The organism is Streptomyces sp. NPDC015127, from assembly GCF_043080095.1.
Taxonomy (GTDB): domain Bacteria; phylum Actinomycetota; class Actinomycetes; order Streptomycetales; family Streptomycetaceae; genus Streptomyces.
On record NZ_JBIBVE010000012.1, the window covers coordinates 1 to 14,469 of the forward strand.

Below are 14,469 nucleotides of genomic sequence, written 5' to 3' on the forward strand. Positions count from 1 at the left end.
CGCCTCACCCAGGTCCTCAACCCCCAGGGCCTGACCTGGGACTACGCATACGACACGGCCGGACACCTCATATCCGAGACCGACTTCGACAACCGGACACTGACGTACGAGCGGGACGTGGCCGGCCGACTCACCGCCCGCACCGACGCCCTCGGCCAAACCATCCGCTACGAGCGCGACGACCTCGACCGCATCGTCCGCAAGGACACCGCCGGGGCCGTGACGACGTTCGCGTACGACTTCACCGACCAACTCGCCGAAGCGGTCAACGCAGACGCCACGATCACATACCTGCGCGACCGGCACGGCCGCCTCGTCTCCGAGACCGTCAACGGCCGCACCATGTCGTACGCGTACGACGCACTCGGCCGCCGCACCGGCCGCACGACCCCGACCGGCGCGGTCAGCACCTGGACCTACGACGCCGCAGGCCGCCGCACCTCGCTCACCACCTCCGGCCGCACCCTCACCTTCGAACACGACGCGGCGGGCCAAGAGATCACCCGCCACATCGGCGACACGGTCACGCTGGCATCCCAGTACGACACCATGGGCCGCCTCACCAGCCAACACGTCACCGGCTCCGGCCGCAGCATCCAGCGGCGGGGCTACACGTATCGCGCCGACGGCAACCTCATCGGCCTCGACGACCAACTCGCGGGCGCGAAGACCTTCGACCTCGACGCAGCCGGCCGCGTGACGGCGGTCCAGGCCGCAGGCTGGACCGAGCGCTACGCCTACGACGAAGCGGGCAACCAGACGGAGGCATCCTGGCCCGCGGCGCATCCGGGCCAGGAAGCGGTCGGCACCCGCACCTACACCGGCACCACGATCACCCGCGCAGGCAACATCCGCTACGAACACGACGCACTCGGCCGCATCACCCTCCGCCAGAAGACCCGCCTCTCCCGCAAGCCGGACACCTGGCGCTACGAATGGGACGCCGAAGACCGCATGCGCTCGGTGACCACACCAGACGGGGTGGTGTGGCGGTACGCGTACGACGCACTGGGCCGTCGGATCTCCAAGCAGCGGCTGGCGCAGGACGGCCGGACGGTCGTGGAGCGTATTGACTTCACCTGGGACGGCACGACTCTGTGCGAACAGACCAGCCGCAGAGAGGCCCTCGCGCACCCGGTGACGCTGACCTGGGACCACAACGGCTCGCGTCCGCTCACCCAGACGGAACGCATCCTCGGGGCGGACGCAACACAGGAAGCGATTGACGAGCGCTTCTTCTCCATCGTCTCAGACCTCGTTGGCACTCCGACCGAGCTGATCGACGAGTCGGGCGCGCTGGCGTGGCAGACACGCGGCCTACTCTGGGGCGCGACAGCGTGGACAAGGGCGAGCACGGCGTACACGCCTCTCCGATTTCCGGGACAATACTTCGACCCAGAAACATGCCTCCACTACAATTTTCACCGCCACTATGACCCACAAACTGCGCGCTACCTGACCCACGATCCTCTTGGTCTTGAGCCCGCACTAAACCCCGGCGCCTATGTTCTAAACCCTCACCGGGAGATCGATCCGCTCGGGCTTTCTCCGTACAAGGTTCTGTATCATGGCACACGAGAATGGAAGGGGGAAGAATTTTCGCTGAACCCGGAAATAAATACAAAGCGTGAATATACCCCCAATGCTGGGATCTATCTGACGGACGATTTCAATCGGGCGGCGACTCAGTATGCCGGTCCGGAGGGAATGGTCGCGCGAGTGCAGGTGCCGATAGATAGGGCCGAAGCTTGGCTCAGGCTCCATGAAGGACCGGCAGGAAATTTGCCAGAGTACTTCGTGAACTCTGTCGACGACCTGCAGTACCTCAATAGTGATTTGCGAGTCCTATCGCAGCGTGAGGCGATAGTTCAGCACTTTATGGGGCTCTTCTAGATGTCGTGAGGAAAGATGGCAAACTCGTTCACATCATCTGAAACGTCGCTCGCGAGGGAAGTTTTCGGCCCTCTAGGCGGAATCGTGGAGCTGGGTGCTGTTGCTGCAGCACGCCAGCAGCCCCTGCGTCAGGTTTCTGTAGGCGACTTCGTCGAACGTCATCGCAGCGAACTGGATCAAATCTTGATCGCCGTCCGAGAGGTCGGTGATTTTCATGACGAGACCATGGCGATTGTTGACGACCTTGGGTGGCATCGTGAGCATGAAATCACAGCCCCATCCCTGCTTCTATGGTCCGCCTGCATCGACGAATTCTCGCCGCGGCTCGATGAACCTTCTGCTGTGCGGAGAATGGTACGGGTCGGATCCGATCTTCAATTGGTGAACCTGATGCAAGCGCTGGTGGGAACTGCGTCACACAGGGCACACAACGTAGAGTCGACATCGGAACTCATTATTAAAGTTACTGGCCTCGCTGCTGCATTGGTGGGGATTGATGGAGAACGGCCAGTTTTCGACATCTTTCGAATGTGGCGTGTTGCATTCTTGCCTCAAGTCCTGATCCCTTCCTCTAAGTCTCCTGAGGAAATTAAGCGAAAATTCCGGAGGTATGCGCACGTACTGGAGAAAATGCTTATTGGGGAATGAATGGGTCGATGATCGATCTGTCCAACGAGCCGTGCTGCTTTACTCGGCGGGAGGGGACAGCCCAGAGGTTGACCTCGCCTGAGCGGTCCCCGGTGAGCCATAATGGCGAGGGGGTGCTCTGCGCAGGCATGACGGCATGGCGTCAGCCGATCGGCTGACGCACTTCCTCGCGGATCTTCTGCACCTGCCGTGCGATCGCGTCCAGATCGACGGAGTCCGGGTCCTGCGCGTCTGAAGCGGGCGTGAGGAAGGCGACGTACGCGGCCGTGTTCTCGTCGCCCCACGCGCAGACCGGAATGGTGGACGTGCCATCCGTGTCCTTCGACAGCATCACGGTGCACTTGAACGCGACGTCTGCTCCCGTTGGCGTGATCGTCCGCGCGGGCTTCGGCTCGCTCATGCCGTCGCCCTTGCGCATCCCGTCCAGAAGGCTGTCGCGGGGCTGCTCCGGATTCCGGAACTGCCCGTACATGCCGGTGATGACGGCCCCGCTCTGCCTCGTGCTGCTGGTGCCGTTGTAGGAGCCGAGGACCGCCTTGACGTTCCGGGCGTCCGGGCCGGCGCCGTAACCGCTCTTCTCCGCGTCGGCGTTCGCCTCCGAGGAGCCGTCCTTGATCAGCTCGTACTCGCCGTCCAGGAGCGTCTTCGGCACGGTCAGCCGGTACGCGGCCATGGGGAACGGCTCCGAAGAGTCGTCTCCTCTGTAAGCGAGGAAGTAGAGGCCCAGCCCGGCCGCTATCGTCCCGAACACGACGCTCAAGGTGAGAACTGCGGTGCTCTTGCGTCGCGGTGCCGGTGGCGGAGGCCCCCAGGTGGCTTGCCCGGGATACGGCGCGTACGGCTGCGAAGGCGCGGTGGGGTGGCCGTAATGCGGCTGAGGCGGGCTCTGTGGATACGGCTGGCCGTACGGGTGTGGCTGAGGCGGCGGTCCGTACGGTCCGGCCGGCTGCTGCGGCGGAGGCATGGTCATGATCGAACGCTATGACAGCCCGCAGGCCGGCTGGCAGTTACCGGACAGCCTCAGGAACGACCGAAGTGGTCGAACTCGCCGGCCTGGACGCCCCGTACGAACGTCTCCCACTTCGGACCCGTCGTCGTCACGACCCCGCCTATGCGGACGAGGCCGTCGGGAGTGTGGGACACGGTTATGTGGGGGCTCGGCGTGCCCGTCTTGAGGGCGTGCGTGAGGGCGGCGAAGGCGCGGCGGGTGGTGTTGAGTATCGCCTCATCCGGGTCGCTGCTCTCGGTGAGGCTGACTGCGGTGTCCGTGCCGGACACGTGCACGCACGACTCTCCCTCGCCGCAGTACGACGACTTCTGCCAGTTGCCGACGGGCATGTCTCGTTTCCTCACAGGTCCTTGGCGATGTTGTGGATGAAGTCCGCGGACTCGGTCGCGCCCAGGGCGAGGCTCTCCAGTCGGGCGAAGACCTGACGGTACTTGTGCAACTGCGCCTCCGCGTCCAGCAGTACGGGGCCGTGGGCCTGATCCAGCTGGACCGTGTCGAGTTGGGGTACCGGTCCGTGGACGTAGTACAGCGGCTGGCCGGAGCCGGGGAACGCGCCCGCAGCGAAGGGGATCACTCTGATGGTGATGTGGTCGCGCTGTCCCGCGTCCAGCAGGTGCTGGAGCTGACGGCCCGCGACGCTTCGACCGCCGAACCTCATGCGCAGGGCGGCCTCGTGGATGACTGCCTGATAGGGGGCGGCGTCCTCCCGGTCCAGAACCGCCTGTCGCTTGATGCGGAACGAGATGCGGTGTTCCACATCCGACGGCGGAAGGGCAGGGACCACTTGGCGCATGATCTCGCGTGCGTGGTCCAGAGTTTGGAGCAGGCCGGGGATGCCGGAGGTGTGGGCGGTGCGCAGGCGGCGGCCGTGGTGCTCCAGTTCGGCCAGGTCGAGCAGGCCGTTGGACAGGATCTCGCGGTATTCCTCCCACCAGCCGCGCTTTCGGTCTCCGGTCATGGCGGCGAGTGCGTCGACGAGCTCGGTGTCGGCGCAGTCGTAATGGCAGGTCAGGGCTCGTACGCGCTCGGCGCTGACGCCGTACCGACCGGCCTCGATGTTGCTGATCCTTGCCTGGTTGCCACCCAGCAGAGCGGCGGCCTGCGTTGCGGTGAGGCCGGCTCGTTCCCGCAGCTTGCGCAGCTCAGCACCGAGGCGCTGGCGACGGGCAGTTGGAGTGAGGCTCGGCGTCATCGAATCTCCCTGAGTGGGTCACCCACAAGAGGGTAACTGGAATGGATTCCTTGGGATTCATGGAATGTATTCCATGAAGCGCCCTACGGTGTGTCTCAGGCCACCGCCTGGAAGCACCCCGCTCGACGGAGCGACCTGGTCACCAGGCACCGCACCATCACCAGCGACAACGCGCCTTCCGTCGAGGAGACTTCCATGCCCACCGTATCCCCGCCCTGGACCTACGCCCTCCAACTCCCGCAGGATCCCCGCGCTCCCGGCATCGCCCGGCACACCCTGCGCGCCGTCCTGAACGCCCACAGCCTGGCGCGGCTCGCCGAGAGCGCCGAGTTGCTCGCCTCGGAGCTCGTCACCAACGCCCTGTGGCACACCGACGGCCCCTACGGGCTCCGGCTGCGGGCCGTCGGGCAGGGGCGGATCAGGCTCGGGGTGTGGGACACCAGCCCCGACCTGCCCGCGCCCTTCGAAGGGCTGCCGCGGCGGCCGGGGCCGGACGCGGAGGGCGGTCGGGGGCTGTGTCTCGTCGCGCACTGCGCCGACGCGTGGGGAGCGACCGCGTTGCCCCAGGGCGGGAAGCTGCTCTGGGTCGAGCTGGGCGGGGGACGGGCGTGATCGGCCGACCTGGGCCCTGCACACGAAGCCGGCCGGCGGCAGCTACAAGGACACCCTGCGCGGCAAGTACGGCGAGGACGTCCCGCTGCCCGAGCCACTGGCGCTCAGGCTCGCCACCGGTGACCTGCCCGTGTACGCGGCCCCGCTGAGGCCCCCGCTCAGCGCGGCCCGATGAACAGGCTCTGGGCGCTGCGGCCGATCGGGCCCTTCTCGTCGTGGAGGCGGGCGTCCGCCAGGCCGATGCCTGCCTCGTCCACGCTGGTGCGCGCCTCGACACAGACCCATTCGCCCACCGGGTGGCGGTGCAGATGGACCGTCAGGTCGGGGTTGATGAACAGGTGCCGTGAGAAGTCCAGGACGTTGCTCATCCCGTTGCCGGAGTCGGCGGCCACGAGGACGCGGTCCAGTGGGCGGGGTGCGTCGCCCGCGACGAGGGGCATGCGCATGCGCATCCAGCACGTGCCGGGGCCCTGTTCCTGCCAGGCGCCCTCGGCGAAGCGGGTCTCGACCGCCGTGTGGTAGCCGACGTCCCACGGGACGCCGAAGAAGGGGGTGGGGGCCGTGTCCTCGGGGGAGGGGAGCAGCGGGCCCTGGGTGACGGACGGGCCGGGTTCGGGAGCGGTCCGTACGCGAAGGGCGCGGGCGAGCATCACGGGCCGGTCCGAGCGTTCCGGTGTCAGCGTCGCCTCGACGACCTCCACGCTCCGGCCGGCGCGCACCACGGTGGTGGACAGCTCCAGGGGTGCGATGGGCACCGGGCGCAGGATCTCGTACGTGACGCGTGCCAGGCGCATGTCCGTACGGGCGCCGGGGCGTTCCTCGATGGCGCGGCCCAGGAGCGCGGCGGGAGGGCCCGCGTGCTGGGAGGCGGCGTCCCAGGGGCCGCGGGTGTGCTCGGTGGGGGCGTAGCGCTCCTCGGAGAGCCGCTCGTAGAACGCCTGAGGTTCCGTCATGCGGGGCCGCCTTCCCTGCCACCTCGCGGATGGGTGTACGGCACACGCTACCTGCCGGTAACCGGGTGATCCAGGGGCCGGAGCACGGCAAGGGGCCCGCGCTTCCTTGCGGTACGCGGGCCCCTCGGGTGGGCTGCGGGGTTCAGCCGGAGACCACCATGTAGCCGAGCAGCGCGACCGCGATGCCCAGCAGTGCGATGAACGTCACCGTGGCGGCGGTGCCGCCGGCATCGTCGCGGCGGCCCTGACGGCGGGCCGCGATCGCCCCCTTCAGCCCTCTGTTCTGCGTGTCCTCCGTAGCCGGCGCGTCGGTCACGATCGCAGAGTTCTTCACGTGCACTCCTGTGTTGCTGGCCCCGCCGTGGTCACCGGAGGGGGTCTGACCTCAGCCTTCCTGGCTGCGTTACACAGAGTAGCGGCAACTGGTCCAGACCACTTGCCCCGGGTGTACGCCCGCGCGAACCGGCGCCGGCCGCGCCGCCGCTGCCCTTCCCCGACCGTATGCCCGGCCGTGGCAGCGGACTCTTTTTCACGCCAACCCTGCTGCTACAGAGAGGAGTTGACTATGGTGCCTGGCGTGACCGACGACGCGCACCTGAGAGCACGCATCGACACCAGCCGGCCCCACACCGCCCGGATCTGGAACTACTGGACCGGCGGCAAGGACAACTACCCCGTCGACCGCGCCGCGGGCGACCAGATCCGCGCCCTGCACCCCGGCATCGGGGACTACGCGCTCGCCGACCGGCGCTTCCTCGGCCGGGCCGTACGCCACCTCGCGGCCGAGGCCGGCATCCGGCAGTTCCTCGACATCGGCACCGGGCTGCCGAGCGCCGAGAACACGCACCAGGTGGCCCAGCGCATCGCACCCGACGCGCGCATCGTCTACGTCGACAACGACCCGCTCGTCCTCGTCCACGCGCGCGCCCTGCTCACCGGCACGCCCGAGGGCCGCACCGACTACCTCGACGCCGACCTGCGGGACACGGACACCATCCTCGAACAGGCCGCCAAGACGCTCGATCTCACGCGGCCCGTGGCGCTGATGCTGCTCGGAGTCGTCATCTTCGTCGAGGACGACGAGGAGTCGTACGCGGTGGTGCGCCGGCTCATGGACGCGCTGCCGGCCGGCAGTCATCTGGTGCTGTCGCACACGATCACCAGCCCCGACATGCCGGACGTGGACGCGGCGGTGGCGTTCTGGAACGAGAACGGCACGCCGCGCCTGACCCAGCGCACCCCGCAGCAGGTCACCCGCTACTTCGACGGGCTGGAACTGCTCGGACCCGGCGTGGTGTCGTGCAACCGCTGGCGGCCGGACGAGGAGACCCTGGCCGCCCCGGCCGAGGTGGCGATGTACGGCGGCGTCGGACGCAAGGGATAGCGGCGTCAGGCGCGAAAACGGCGGGGCGTGCGGAGGGGGGCGTGCGGACGGGGCGCGGCGGGCGCATCGGGGCGACGCAAGGCGTGGCGGCGCGCCCTGGCGCGGCGGGGCGGGACACCTACACTGACTTCCGGGTGGACTGCCGTGGGGTGAAGGGTGATTGACGGTGCGTAAGGCGTGGCTGGTCGCGGGCGCGTCGATCGGGCTGTGTCTGAGCTTCGTCGCGCTGCTCGTCGTCGGGACGTACTCGGCCGCCGCAGGGCTGTTCGGCGGCGGCGTCAAGGGCGGTGCCGTGGGGCTCGCCAAGGGCGCTGTGCCCGCGCTGTACCAGCCGCTGGTGCAGAAGTGGGGGAACCTCTGCCCCGCCATCAACCCGGCCCTCCTCGCCGCCCAGCTCTACCAGGAGAGCGGCTGGAACCCGAAGGCGCAGAGCCCGGCCACCGCGCAGGGCATCGCGCAGTTCATCCCGGGGACGTGGGCGACGCACGGCATCGACGGCGACAAGGACGGCGACCGCGATGTGTGGGACCCGGCCGACGCGATTCCGTCCGCCGCTTCGTATGACTGCGAACTGGCTGGATATGTTCGCAAGGCGCCCGGTGATCCGACCGACAACATGCTCGCCGCCTACAACGCGGGCGCGTATGCGGTCATCAAGTACGGCGGCGTCCCGCCGTACCGCGAGACGCAGAACTACGTGAAGGTCATCCGCAGCCTGGAGAAGAGCTTCGCCCGGCCCGTCGGACGGGTGGAGCCGTCCCGGCAGGCCGCAGGGGCCATCTACTTCGCCCAGAAGAAGCTCGGCACCAAGTACCTGTGGGGCGGCAACGGCACGCCCGAGCAGGACGGCCGCTTCGACTGCTCGGGCCTCACCCAGGCCGCGTACCGGACCGTCGGCATCGAGCTGCCACGGGTGGCCAACGACCAGTACAACGCCGGTCCGCACCCCTCGCGCGACGAACTGCTGCCGGGCGACCTGGTCTTCTTCTCGGACGACCTGACCAACTCGCGGGCGATCCGGCACGTCGGCCTCTACGTCGGCGGCGGGTACATGATCAACGCTCCGTATACCGGCGCGGTGATCCGATTCGACAAGATCGACACCCCGGACTACTTCGGCGCGACCCGTGTCACCAAGGAGGGCGCGGAGGCGCTGCCGACCGACCTGCCGGCGGCGTGAGGCAGCTCTCCCCGGCGGCGGCTCCGGTGGCCTCGGTGGCTGGAATGCGACCTCTCCGCCGGGGCTCTGAGCTGCGTGGGGATACCTCCCGGGCGAAGCTCTGGGGGAGCATCACTCTTCGATAACGTCATGGTGATCTTTCGGTGGAGAGTGGAACGACACCGGGGATGACGTCGTTCCCTGAACAGGAACGGCCGCACTGACCATGCAGCACACACCGGACTGACCACGGGGGTCGGCAGAACGGCGCACAGGCGGTGCGCCGGTGGCACAAGGCAAGGGGCCGCGGCAGATGTCTGGACTCGCAATCGGGTTCCCCCTGACGGAGACGAGGGGCGGGACGAACCCCGACGTCGGGCTGCTCTACGACATCAACGGCCTGGCCAAGGACGCGCCCGGCTGGTTCGACCGGACCATGGAGTTCGTCGGCGAGTACGGCATCATGCTCGGCCTGGTGCTGGTCACCCTCTGGTGCTGGTGGAGCGTCCGCAGGCGCGGCACCGCCGACGACTCGGTCGCCGCGGTGGCCGGACTCGTCTGGACGCCGCTGGCGGCCGGCATCGCCCTGCTGGTCAACATCCCCATCCGCGGATTCGTCGAACGGCCCCGGCCGTTCGTCGACCACGAGGGCCTGGAGGTCCTCGTCGCGGGCAAGACCGACTTCTCCTTCGTCAGCGACCACGCCACGATGGCGATGGCGATCGGTGCCGGACTCTTCGTCGCCCACCGCGGCTTCGGGCTCGCCGCGCTCGGCCTCGCCGTGGCCGAGGGCTTCTGCCGCGTCTACATGGGCGTGCACTACCCGACCGACGTCATCGGCGGCTTCGCGCTCGGCACCGCCGTGACCCTGCTGCTCGCCCCGCTCGCCCTGGCGCTGCTCACCCCGCTCGTGTCCGCGATCGCGGCCTCGCGCCGGCTGTCCTGGCTCGTGCGCTCCCGGCGGGCCGCCGCCGCGGCACTGGTCACGGAACCGCTGGACATCCCGGAGCCGCGCACGGAGGAGGCGGGCCCGGGCGAGAACGGCCTCGCGGCGTAGGGGGTGTCCGGCGGATCTGGGCCGGACAGGACGCGGCGTCTGGTGCATGGGGTCTCCCCAGGCCCGCAGGGGCCGAGTCCACCGGACACCCCCTAGGGCCTCTCCGTGCGTGCCTCGGTGTCCCCTCGCGTCTACAGGCCCTGCGGGTGGGCGAAGAGGCCGTCCGGGTCGTACCGGTGCTTCAGGCGCGTGAGGCGGTCCGCCGCCGGACCGTAGTAGGCCTGGCGCCAGTTGGGCAGGTTCGGGTCCGCGTAGTTCTGGTACGCCGCACCCGACGCGTACCGCCGCATCGACGCGTGGGCGTCCTTCAGCCAGGACTGCTGGGCCGAGCCGGACGTGCCCGGCTGCCAGGCAGCGATGTACTGGGCCAGCATCCGTGAGCGCCGGTGCACGAACGACGTGGCCAGCGGGTCCACCCGGTTCACCGCGCCGCCGAGTGCGGTCAGCGCGATCGAACCGCCTCCGCCGCCCCGGTTCGCGGGGATGCGGGTGAACGCCTCGGCCGCCGCGATCAGCGCCTGCCGGCCGGCCGGGGAGAGGTCGCGGTCGAAGAAGTCCGAGGCCGCCGCGTACGTCTCGCGCGGCAGCGCACCCTGCTTGCTGCGGCCCGGGGTGGTGCCGGGCAGGCGGCACTGGGCGTCCGTGAGGGAGAGGCAGCCCCCGTAGGAGAGCATCGCGTCCAGATAGCTGCGCGTCCGAAGCGCCACCGAGGACGCGGGGGAGCCCACGGCGTCGGCGAGGCGGTCGAGGGCGTTCCGCAGCTCGCCCTCGTCGCCGAGGGTGAAGGCGGCGACGGACAGCGTCGGCCGCACGCCGCCCGGACCGGCGGCCAGGTGCAGCGACGACCAGATCTCGTCGGGCAGCCCCGGACCCCAGCGCTGCCAGGCGCCGAGGACGGCGGCGGCCCTGGACCAGGGCCAGGTCAGAAAGGCGCTGACGGTCGCCGGCGTCGGGTGCGTACGGAAACGGAAGCCGGTCACCACCCCGAAGTTGCCGTTCCCGCCGCCGCGCAGCGCCCAGAAGAGGTCCTTGTTCTCCGTGGCGCTCGCGGTCAGCGTTCTGCCGTCGGCCGTGACGAGCGTCGCCTCGGTCAGGCTGTCGCAGGTCAGACCGTAGGCGCGCGAGGTCACACCGTGGCCGCCGCCGAGGGTGAGGCCGGAGATGCCGACCGTGGGGCACGAGCCCGCGGGGATCGTGCGGCCGCGGCGGGCGAGGACCCTGTAGACGTCGATGAGTTTGGCGCCCGCGCCGATGGCGCCGTCGGCGGCGATGCGGTCCAGCGACGACACGTCGACGACGAGCCGGCCGTTGCCGGACGACCAACCGCCGTAGGAGTGGCCGCCGTTGCGGATGGACACCGGCGTGCCGTGCGCCTTCGCGTACGCCAGGCACTCCTTGATGTCGTCCTCGCCCGCTACGTACGCGACCGCGGCCGGTTTCTGCCCGTCGAAGCGGGTGTTGTACAGCTGCCGGGCGCTCGGGTAGTCCGCGTCGCCGGGCCGGACCAGTTTCCCGTCGAGACCGCGGGCGAGCGCGGTCCAGTCGGCGGGGCCGGCCGGGCGTGCGGACGTCCGCCCGGCCACCGGCGTACGGGTGGCAGGCGTCGTGGTGCCGCTCGCCTCGGGGGTACCGCCGCCGCGGCTGCAGGCAGCGGTGGTCAGAGCGGTGGTGACAGCAACAGCGGTGGTGAGCAGCGCACGACGGTCCATGGGGCCTCCTGGGAGAGGAGACGGTACGGGGCCGGGGCGGGTTCCCGCGAGCCCCTGCCGGTCTCCGGGGCGTGTCAGGAGGTGGTGGCGTGCGCACGGGCGTCCGTACGTGCCCGGTCGCGGGACCTCCTCGCGGGACCCGACCAGCCGCAGCTGCAACGGGCGACCGCGAAGGAGCCACGCTCGACGGTCGTGGTGACGTGCGCCGGATGACCGGCGGGCGGGTCCTGCTGAGGCACTTGTCAACCGTACTGCGGCCCAGCGTGTCGCGATGCCCGGGGCCCGGCGTGACGAGGTGACCGGGCCGTCGTTATGCGTAGGGGTATCCCCAGGCCCTCTTGGGGCCGAGGGGAAGGGTGTCCAAGCAGGGGTCCGGCGTTGGGGGTTGGCAGGCGATGGTGGTGCAGCAGCACAGGCGCAGGGGCGGCGCGGTCGCCGTCGCGGCGACCGTGGTGGGGGTGATGGCCGCCACCGGGTGCTCCGGCGCGGGTGCCGTCGAGGACACCAAGGGCCGGGGCGCCACCGACGAGATCCGCAGGGCGGCGGACGCGCTGGCGGCGGCGAAGAGCTCCCGGGCGCGCACGTCGATGGAGATGGCGACCGGCGGCACCCGGGTCACCATCCGCGGCGAGGGCGGTTACGACTTCGCCCGGCGCATGGGCCGGCTGACGGTCGTCCTGCCGCCGGACCCCGCCGGTGAGGCCGGGCACAAGCCGATCACGGAGCTGCTGACGCCGGGCGCGCTCTACATGAAGAACCGCGGCGCCGGGGTGCCCGCGGACAAGTGGGTGCGGGTCGACACCACCGCGCTTGCGGACGGGAACCTCGTCACCGGCGGCGCGACCGACCCGCTTGCCGCCGCCGAGCTGCTGCGCGCCGCCGAGCACGTGACGTACGTGGGGGAGACGGAGATCTCCGGCGAGAAGGTGCGGCACTTCCGGGGCACGACGGACATCGGCCGGGCGGCGAGGAGCGCCGAACCGCACGCGCGGGCGTCGCTGGCGGCGGCGGCGAAAGGGTTCACCAGGGATGTGGTCCCGTTCGACGCGTATCTCGACGAGTCGGGCCTGCTGCGCAAGGTGCGGCATCGTTTCAGCTTTTCGAACGACGGCCGGACGGTGGCGGTCACCTCGACCACCGTGCTGTTCGACTTCGGGACCCCGGTGGAGGTACGGCTCCCGGACCGGAAGGACATCTACTCCGGCAAGGTCAAGGTCTGAGCGGCGGCTGCACGGGGGCGGCGTACGGTCGGCGCCGAGGGGCGGCCCGGGAAGGCCAGGGTCCAAATGGTCCGGACGTGCCATGCGCGGTGTGTGTCCCGCTCCCTACGCTAGGGAACCGACATCGGCCGGAAGAGGTGATTGCACGTGGCTCCGCCCAGTACGACGACGGTCCAGGAGGACCACGTGGCCGTCGCCCTCGCCGAGATCGAACTGTGCGGTGAGCTCATGATCGCCGCCTCCGCCGCCGACGAGGACCGGCTCAGTGCCGACCGTATCGACGAGGTGCTGATGGTCTCGGCGGAGGGGACCGCGGGGGCGCTCGGCGGGTGATGATCGCCACTCCCCGGTTCGGGGAGGGGTGGAGGAACCGAACGTATGGATCAAGCCACTCACGCCGCCCCGCGGTGCGTGGGCGACCACGGCGCGGGGCGGTGCGGGACGGCGCGAATCGGGACGGAACTCCTCGTCAGGTGCGCAGGAGACGGGCGATCGCCTTCGTCGCCTCCTCCACCTTGGCGTCGACCTCGGCGCCTCCCTTGACGGCCGCGTCCGCGACGCAGTGCCGCAGGTGCTCCTCCAGGAGCTGGAGCGCGAAGGACTGCAGCGCCTTGGTCGAGGCCGAGACCTGGGTGAGTATGTCGATGCAGTAGACGTCCTCGTCGACCATCCGCTGCAGGCCCCGGATCTGCCCCTCGATACGGCGCAGCCGCTTGAGGTGCTCGTCCTTCTGCTTGTGGTAGCCGTGCACGCCCTGGTCGTGGTCGGTGGCGGGGTCCGTGACCGGGGGGCCGGCCGCCTCGGTGGTCGTCATCGCGTCCTCCCGTGGTACAGAAAGGGGTTGTATACCCCTCGTGGGTATATGGTAGCGAATCGTGCGGAAACCCGTGGGGGTCTGTGCTGATCACGGTGGTTCATGGGCGACACTGGGACCTTGCCGGTTAGCCGTGGCCGGATGATGCGCCTAGCATCAGCCTGACCCAATCCAAAGCACCCCGAGGACCCCACGTGCGTTTTCGTCTGACCCCCAGGGAGACGAGCTTCTACGACATGTTCGCCGCATCCGCGGACAACATCGTGACCGGCTCGAAGCTCCTGATGGAACTGCTCGGTGCGGAGTCCTCCGCCCGGGCCGAGATCGCGGAACGGATGAGGGCAGCCGAGCACGCCGGGGACGACGCCACCCATGCGATCTTCCACCAGCTGAACTCCTCGTTCATCACGCCGTTCGACCGCGAGGACATCTACTCACTCGCATCGTCGCTCGACGACATCATGGACTTCATGGAGGAGGCAGTCGACCTCGTCGTCCTCTACAACGTCGAGGAACTGCCCAAGGGCGTCGAGCAGCAGATCGAGGTCCTGGCGCGGGCGGCCGAACTGACCGCCGAGGCCATGCCGCACCTGCGGACCATGGACAACCTCACCGAGTACTGGATCGAGGTCAACCGGCTGGAGAACCAGGCGGACCAGATCCACCGCAAGCTGCTCGCCCAGCTCTTCAACGGCAAGTACGACGCCATCGAGGTGCTCAAGCTCAAGCAGATCGTGGACGTGCTCGAAGAGGCCGCCGACGCGTTCGAGCACGTCGCGAACACGGTGGAGACCATCGCGGTCAAGGAGTCCTGAGCTT

The 14,469-nt window shown here is 69.3% G+C and carries 17 protein-coding genes; 9 read left to right on the forward strand and 8 right to left on the reverse strand.

The annotated features are described in order from the left end of the window. Together ACF08N_RS23395 and ACF08N_RS23400 are read left to right on the forward strand one after the other, a co-directional pair. Positions 1 to 1,893 (forward strand): RHS repeat-associated core domain-containing protein (locus ACF08N_RS23395; protein WP_392326612.1); only part of this gene is annotated, 1,893 nt, incomplete at its 5' end. Positions 1,894 to 1,908: 15 nt separating this feature from the next. Continuing rightward, entirely contained in the window at positions 1,909 to 2,541 is a 633-nt protein-coding gene (locus ACF08N_RS23400) for a hypothetical protein (RefSeq protein WP_392326613.1), read from the forward strand. A 142-nt stretch (positions 2,542 to 2,683) separates the two neighbouring features. Here ACF08N_RS23400 and ACF08N_RS23405 read toward each other — a convergent pair whose 3' ends face one another. The 3 genes from ACF08N_RS23405 to ACF08N_RS23415 form a co-directional block, all read right to left on the reverse strand. Further along, positions 2,684 to 3,292 carry a hypothetical protein gene (locus ACF08N_RS23405; protein ID WP_392326614.1) on the reverse strand — a complete coding sequence of 203 codons (609 nt, stop codon included), beginning with the start codon at positions 3,290 to 3,292 and terminating at the stop codon, positions 2,684 to 2,686. A gap of 269 nt (positions 3,293 to 3,561) precedes the next feature. Then, complete coding sequence (locus ACF08N_RS23410; RefSeq protein ID WP_392326615.1) at positions 3,562 to 3,879, reverse strand: DUF397 domain-containing protein; 318 nt, start codon at positions 3,877 to 3,879, stop codon at positions 3,562 to 3,564. Between the two features lie 11 nt (positions 3,880 to 3,890). Then, positions 3,891 to 4,742, reverse strand: coding sequence for a helix-turn-helix domain-containing protein (locus ACF08N_RS23415; RefSeq protein ID WP_392326616.1), 852 nt, complete (start codon positions 4,740 to 4,742; stop codon positions 3,891 to 3,893). A gap of 195 nt (positions 4,743 to 4,937) precedes the next feature. Between ACF08N_RS23415 and ACF08N_RS23420 the strand changes: the two genes are divergently transcribed. Beyond that, entirely contained in the window at positions 4,938 to 5,354 is a 417-nt protein-coding gene (locus ACF08N_RS23420) for an ATP-binding protein (protein WP_392326617.1), read from the forward strand. A 158-nt stretch (positions 5,355 to 5,512) separates the two neighbouring features. Here the strand turns inward: ACF08N_RS23420 and ACF08N_RS23425 are convergent, their stop codons facing one another. Together ACF08N_RS23425 and ACF08N_RS23430 are read right to left on the reverse strand one after the other, a co-directional pair. Beyond that, positions 5,513 to 6,307 carry a thioesterase family protein gene (locus ACF08N_RS23425; RefSeq protein ID WP_392326618.1) on the reverse strand — a complete coding sequence of 265 codons (795 nt, stop codon included), beginning with the start codon at positions 6,305 to 6,307 and terminating at the stop codon, positions 5,513 to 5,515. A gap of 142 nt (positions 6,308 to 6,449) precedes the next feature. Continuing rightward, a complete protein-coding gene (locus ACF08N_RS23430) occupies positions 6,450 to 6,641 on the reverse strand; it encodes a hypothetical protein (RefSeq protein ID WP_392326619.1) in 192 nt (63 codons plus the stop codon). A gap of 231 nt (positions 6,642 to 6,872) precedes the next feature. Between ACF08N_RS23430 and ACF08N_RS23435 the strand changes: the two genes are divergently transcribed. The 3 genes from ACF08N_RS23435 (at position 6,873) to ACF08N_RS23445 (ending at position 9,907) form a co-directional block, all read left to right on the forward strand. Further along, entirely contained in the window at positions 6,873 to 7,691 is an 819-nt protein-coding gene (locus ACF08N_RS23435; RefSeq protein WP_392326620.1) for an SAM-dependent methyltransferase, read from the forward strand. Between the two features lie 166 nt (positions 7,692 to 7,857). Beyond that, positions 7,858 to 8,871: an NlpC/P60 family protein gene (locus ACF08N_RS23440; protein ID WP_392326621.1), complete on the forward strand. Its 1,014-nt coding sequence runs from the start codon at positions 7,858 to 7,860 to the stop codon at positions 8,869 to 8,871. Between the two features lie 292 nt (positions 8,872 to 9,163). Then, positions 9,164 to 9,907, forward strand: coding sequence for a phosphatase PAP2 family protein (locus tag ACF08N_RS23445; RefSeq protein WP_392326622.1), 744 nt, complete (start codon positions 9,164 to 9,166; stop codon positions 9,905 to 9,907). A 131-nt stretch (positions 9,908 to 10,038) separates the two neighbouring features. Here the strand turns inward: ACF08N_RS23445 and ACF08N_RS23450 are convergent, their stop codons facing one another. Together ACF08N_RS23450 and ACF08N_RS23455 are read right to left on the reverse strand one after the other, a co-directional pair. After that, entirely contained in the window at positions 10,039 to 11,616 is a 1,578-nt protein-coding gene (locus ACF08N_RS23450) for an FAD-binding oxidoreductase (RefSeq protein WP_392326623.1), read from the reverse strand. Positions 11,617 to 11,690: 74 nt separating this feature from the next. Then, positions 11,691 to 11,855, reverse strand: coding sequence for a hypothetical protein (locus ACF08N_RS23455; RefSeq protein WP_392326624.1), 165 nt, complete (start codon positions 11,853 to 11,855; stop codon positions 11,691 to 11,693). Between the two features lie 156 nt (positions 11,856 to 12,011). Here ACF08N_RS23455 and ACF08N_RS23460 point away from each other — a divergent pair, with 156 nt between their 5' ends. Then, the gene (locus ACF08N_RS23460) at positions 12,012 to 12,836 is read left to right on the forward strand and encodes a hypothetical protein (RefSeq protein WP_392326625.1); all 825 of its coding nucleotides are present in this window, start codon (positions 12,012 to 12,014) and stop codon (positions 12,834 to 12,836) included. 141 nt (positions 12,837 to 12,977) lie between these two features. Continuing rightward, the gene (locus ACF08N_RS23465) at positions 12,978 to 13,169 is read left to right on the forward strand and encodes a hypothetical protein (RefSeq protein ID WP_392326626.1); all 192 of its coding nucleotides are present in this window, start codon (positions 12,978 to 12,980) and stop codon (positions 13,167 to 13,169) included. A gap of 136 nt (positions 13,170 to 13,305) precedes the next feature. Here ACF08N_RS23465 and ACF08N_RS23470 read toward each other — a convergent pair whose 3' ends face one another. Continuing rightward, positions 13,306 to 13,650 (reverse strand): metal-sensitive transcriptional regulator, encoded by a 345-nt coding sequence (locus tag ACF08N_RS23470; RefSeq protein WP_392326627.1) that lies wholly within the window; start codon positions 13,648 to 13,650, stop codon positions 13,306 to 13,308. Positions 13,651 to 13,844: 194 nt separating this feature from the next. On the opposite strand from ACF08N_RS23470, the gene ACF08N_RS23475 reads away from it, so the two are divergent. Next, positions 13,845 to 14,465, forward strand: a complete 621-nt coding sequence (locus ACF08N_RS23475) for a DUF47 domain-containing protein (protein WP_392326628.1) — start codon at positions 13,845 to 13,847, stop codon at positions 14,463 to 14,465. Positions 14,466 to 14,469: the final 4 nt, after the last annotated feature.

Bases quoted from the DNA above. Each gene is read 5' to 3' on its own strand.
- ACF08N_RS23400 (WP_392326613.1), top strand. From the start codon at position 1,909: ATGGCAAACTCGTTCACATCATCTGAAACGTCGCTCGCGAGGGAAGTT.
- ACF08N_RS23410 (WP_392326615.1), bottom strand. From the start codon at position 3,879: ATGCCCGTCGGCAACTGGCAGAAGTCGTCGTACTGCGGCGAGGGAGAG.
- ACF08N_RS23415 (WP_392326616.1), bottom strand. From the start codon at position 4,742: ATGACGCCGAGCCTCACTCCAACTGCCCGTCGCCAGCGCCTCGGTGCT.
- ACF08N_RS23420 (WP_392326617.1), top strand. From the start codon at position 4,938: ATGCCCACCGTATCCCCGCCCTGGACCTACGCCCTCCAACTCCCGCAG.
- ACF08N_RS23425 (WP_392326618.1), bottom strand. From the start codon at position 6,307: ATGACGGAACCTCAGGCGTTCTACGAGCGGCTCTCCGAGGAGCGCTAC.
- ACF08N_RS23435 (WP_392326620.1), top strand. From the start codon at position 6,873: ATGGTGCCTGGCGTGACCGACGACGCGCACCTGAGAGCACGCATCGAC.
- ACF08N_RS23445 (WP_392326622.1), top strand. From the start codon at position 9,164: ATGTCTGGACTCGCAATCGGGTTCCCCCTGACGGAGACGAGGGGCGGG.
- ACF08N_RS23450 (WP_392326623.1), bottom strand. From the start codon at position 11,616: ATGGACCGTCGTGCGCTGCTCACCACCGCTGTTGCTGTCACCACCGCT.
- ACF08N_RS23460 (WP_392326625.1), top strand. From the start codon at position 12,012: ATGGTGGTGCAGCAGCACAGGCGCAGGGGCGGCGCGGTCGCCGTCGCG.
- ACF08N_RS23470 (WP_392326627.1), bottom strand. From the start codon at position 13,650: ATGACGACCACCGAGGCGGCCGGCCCCCCGGTCACGGACCCCGCCACC.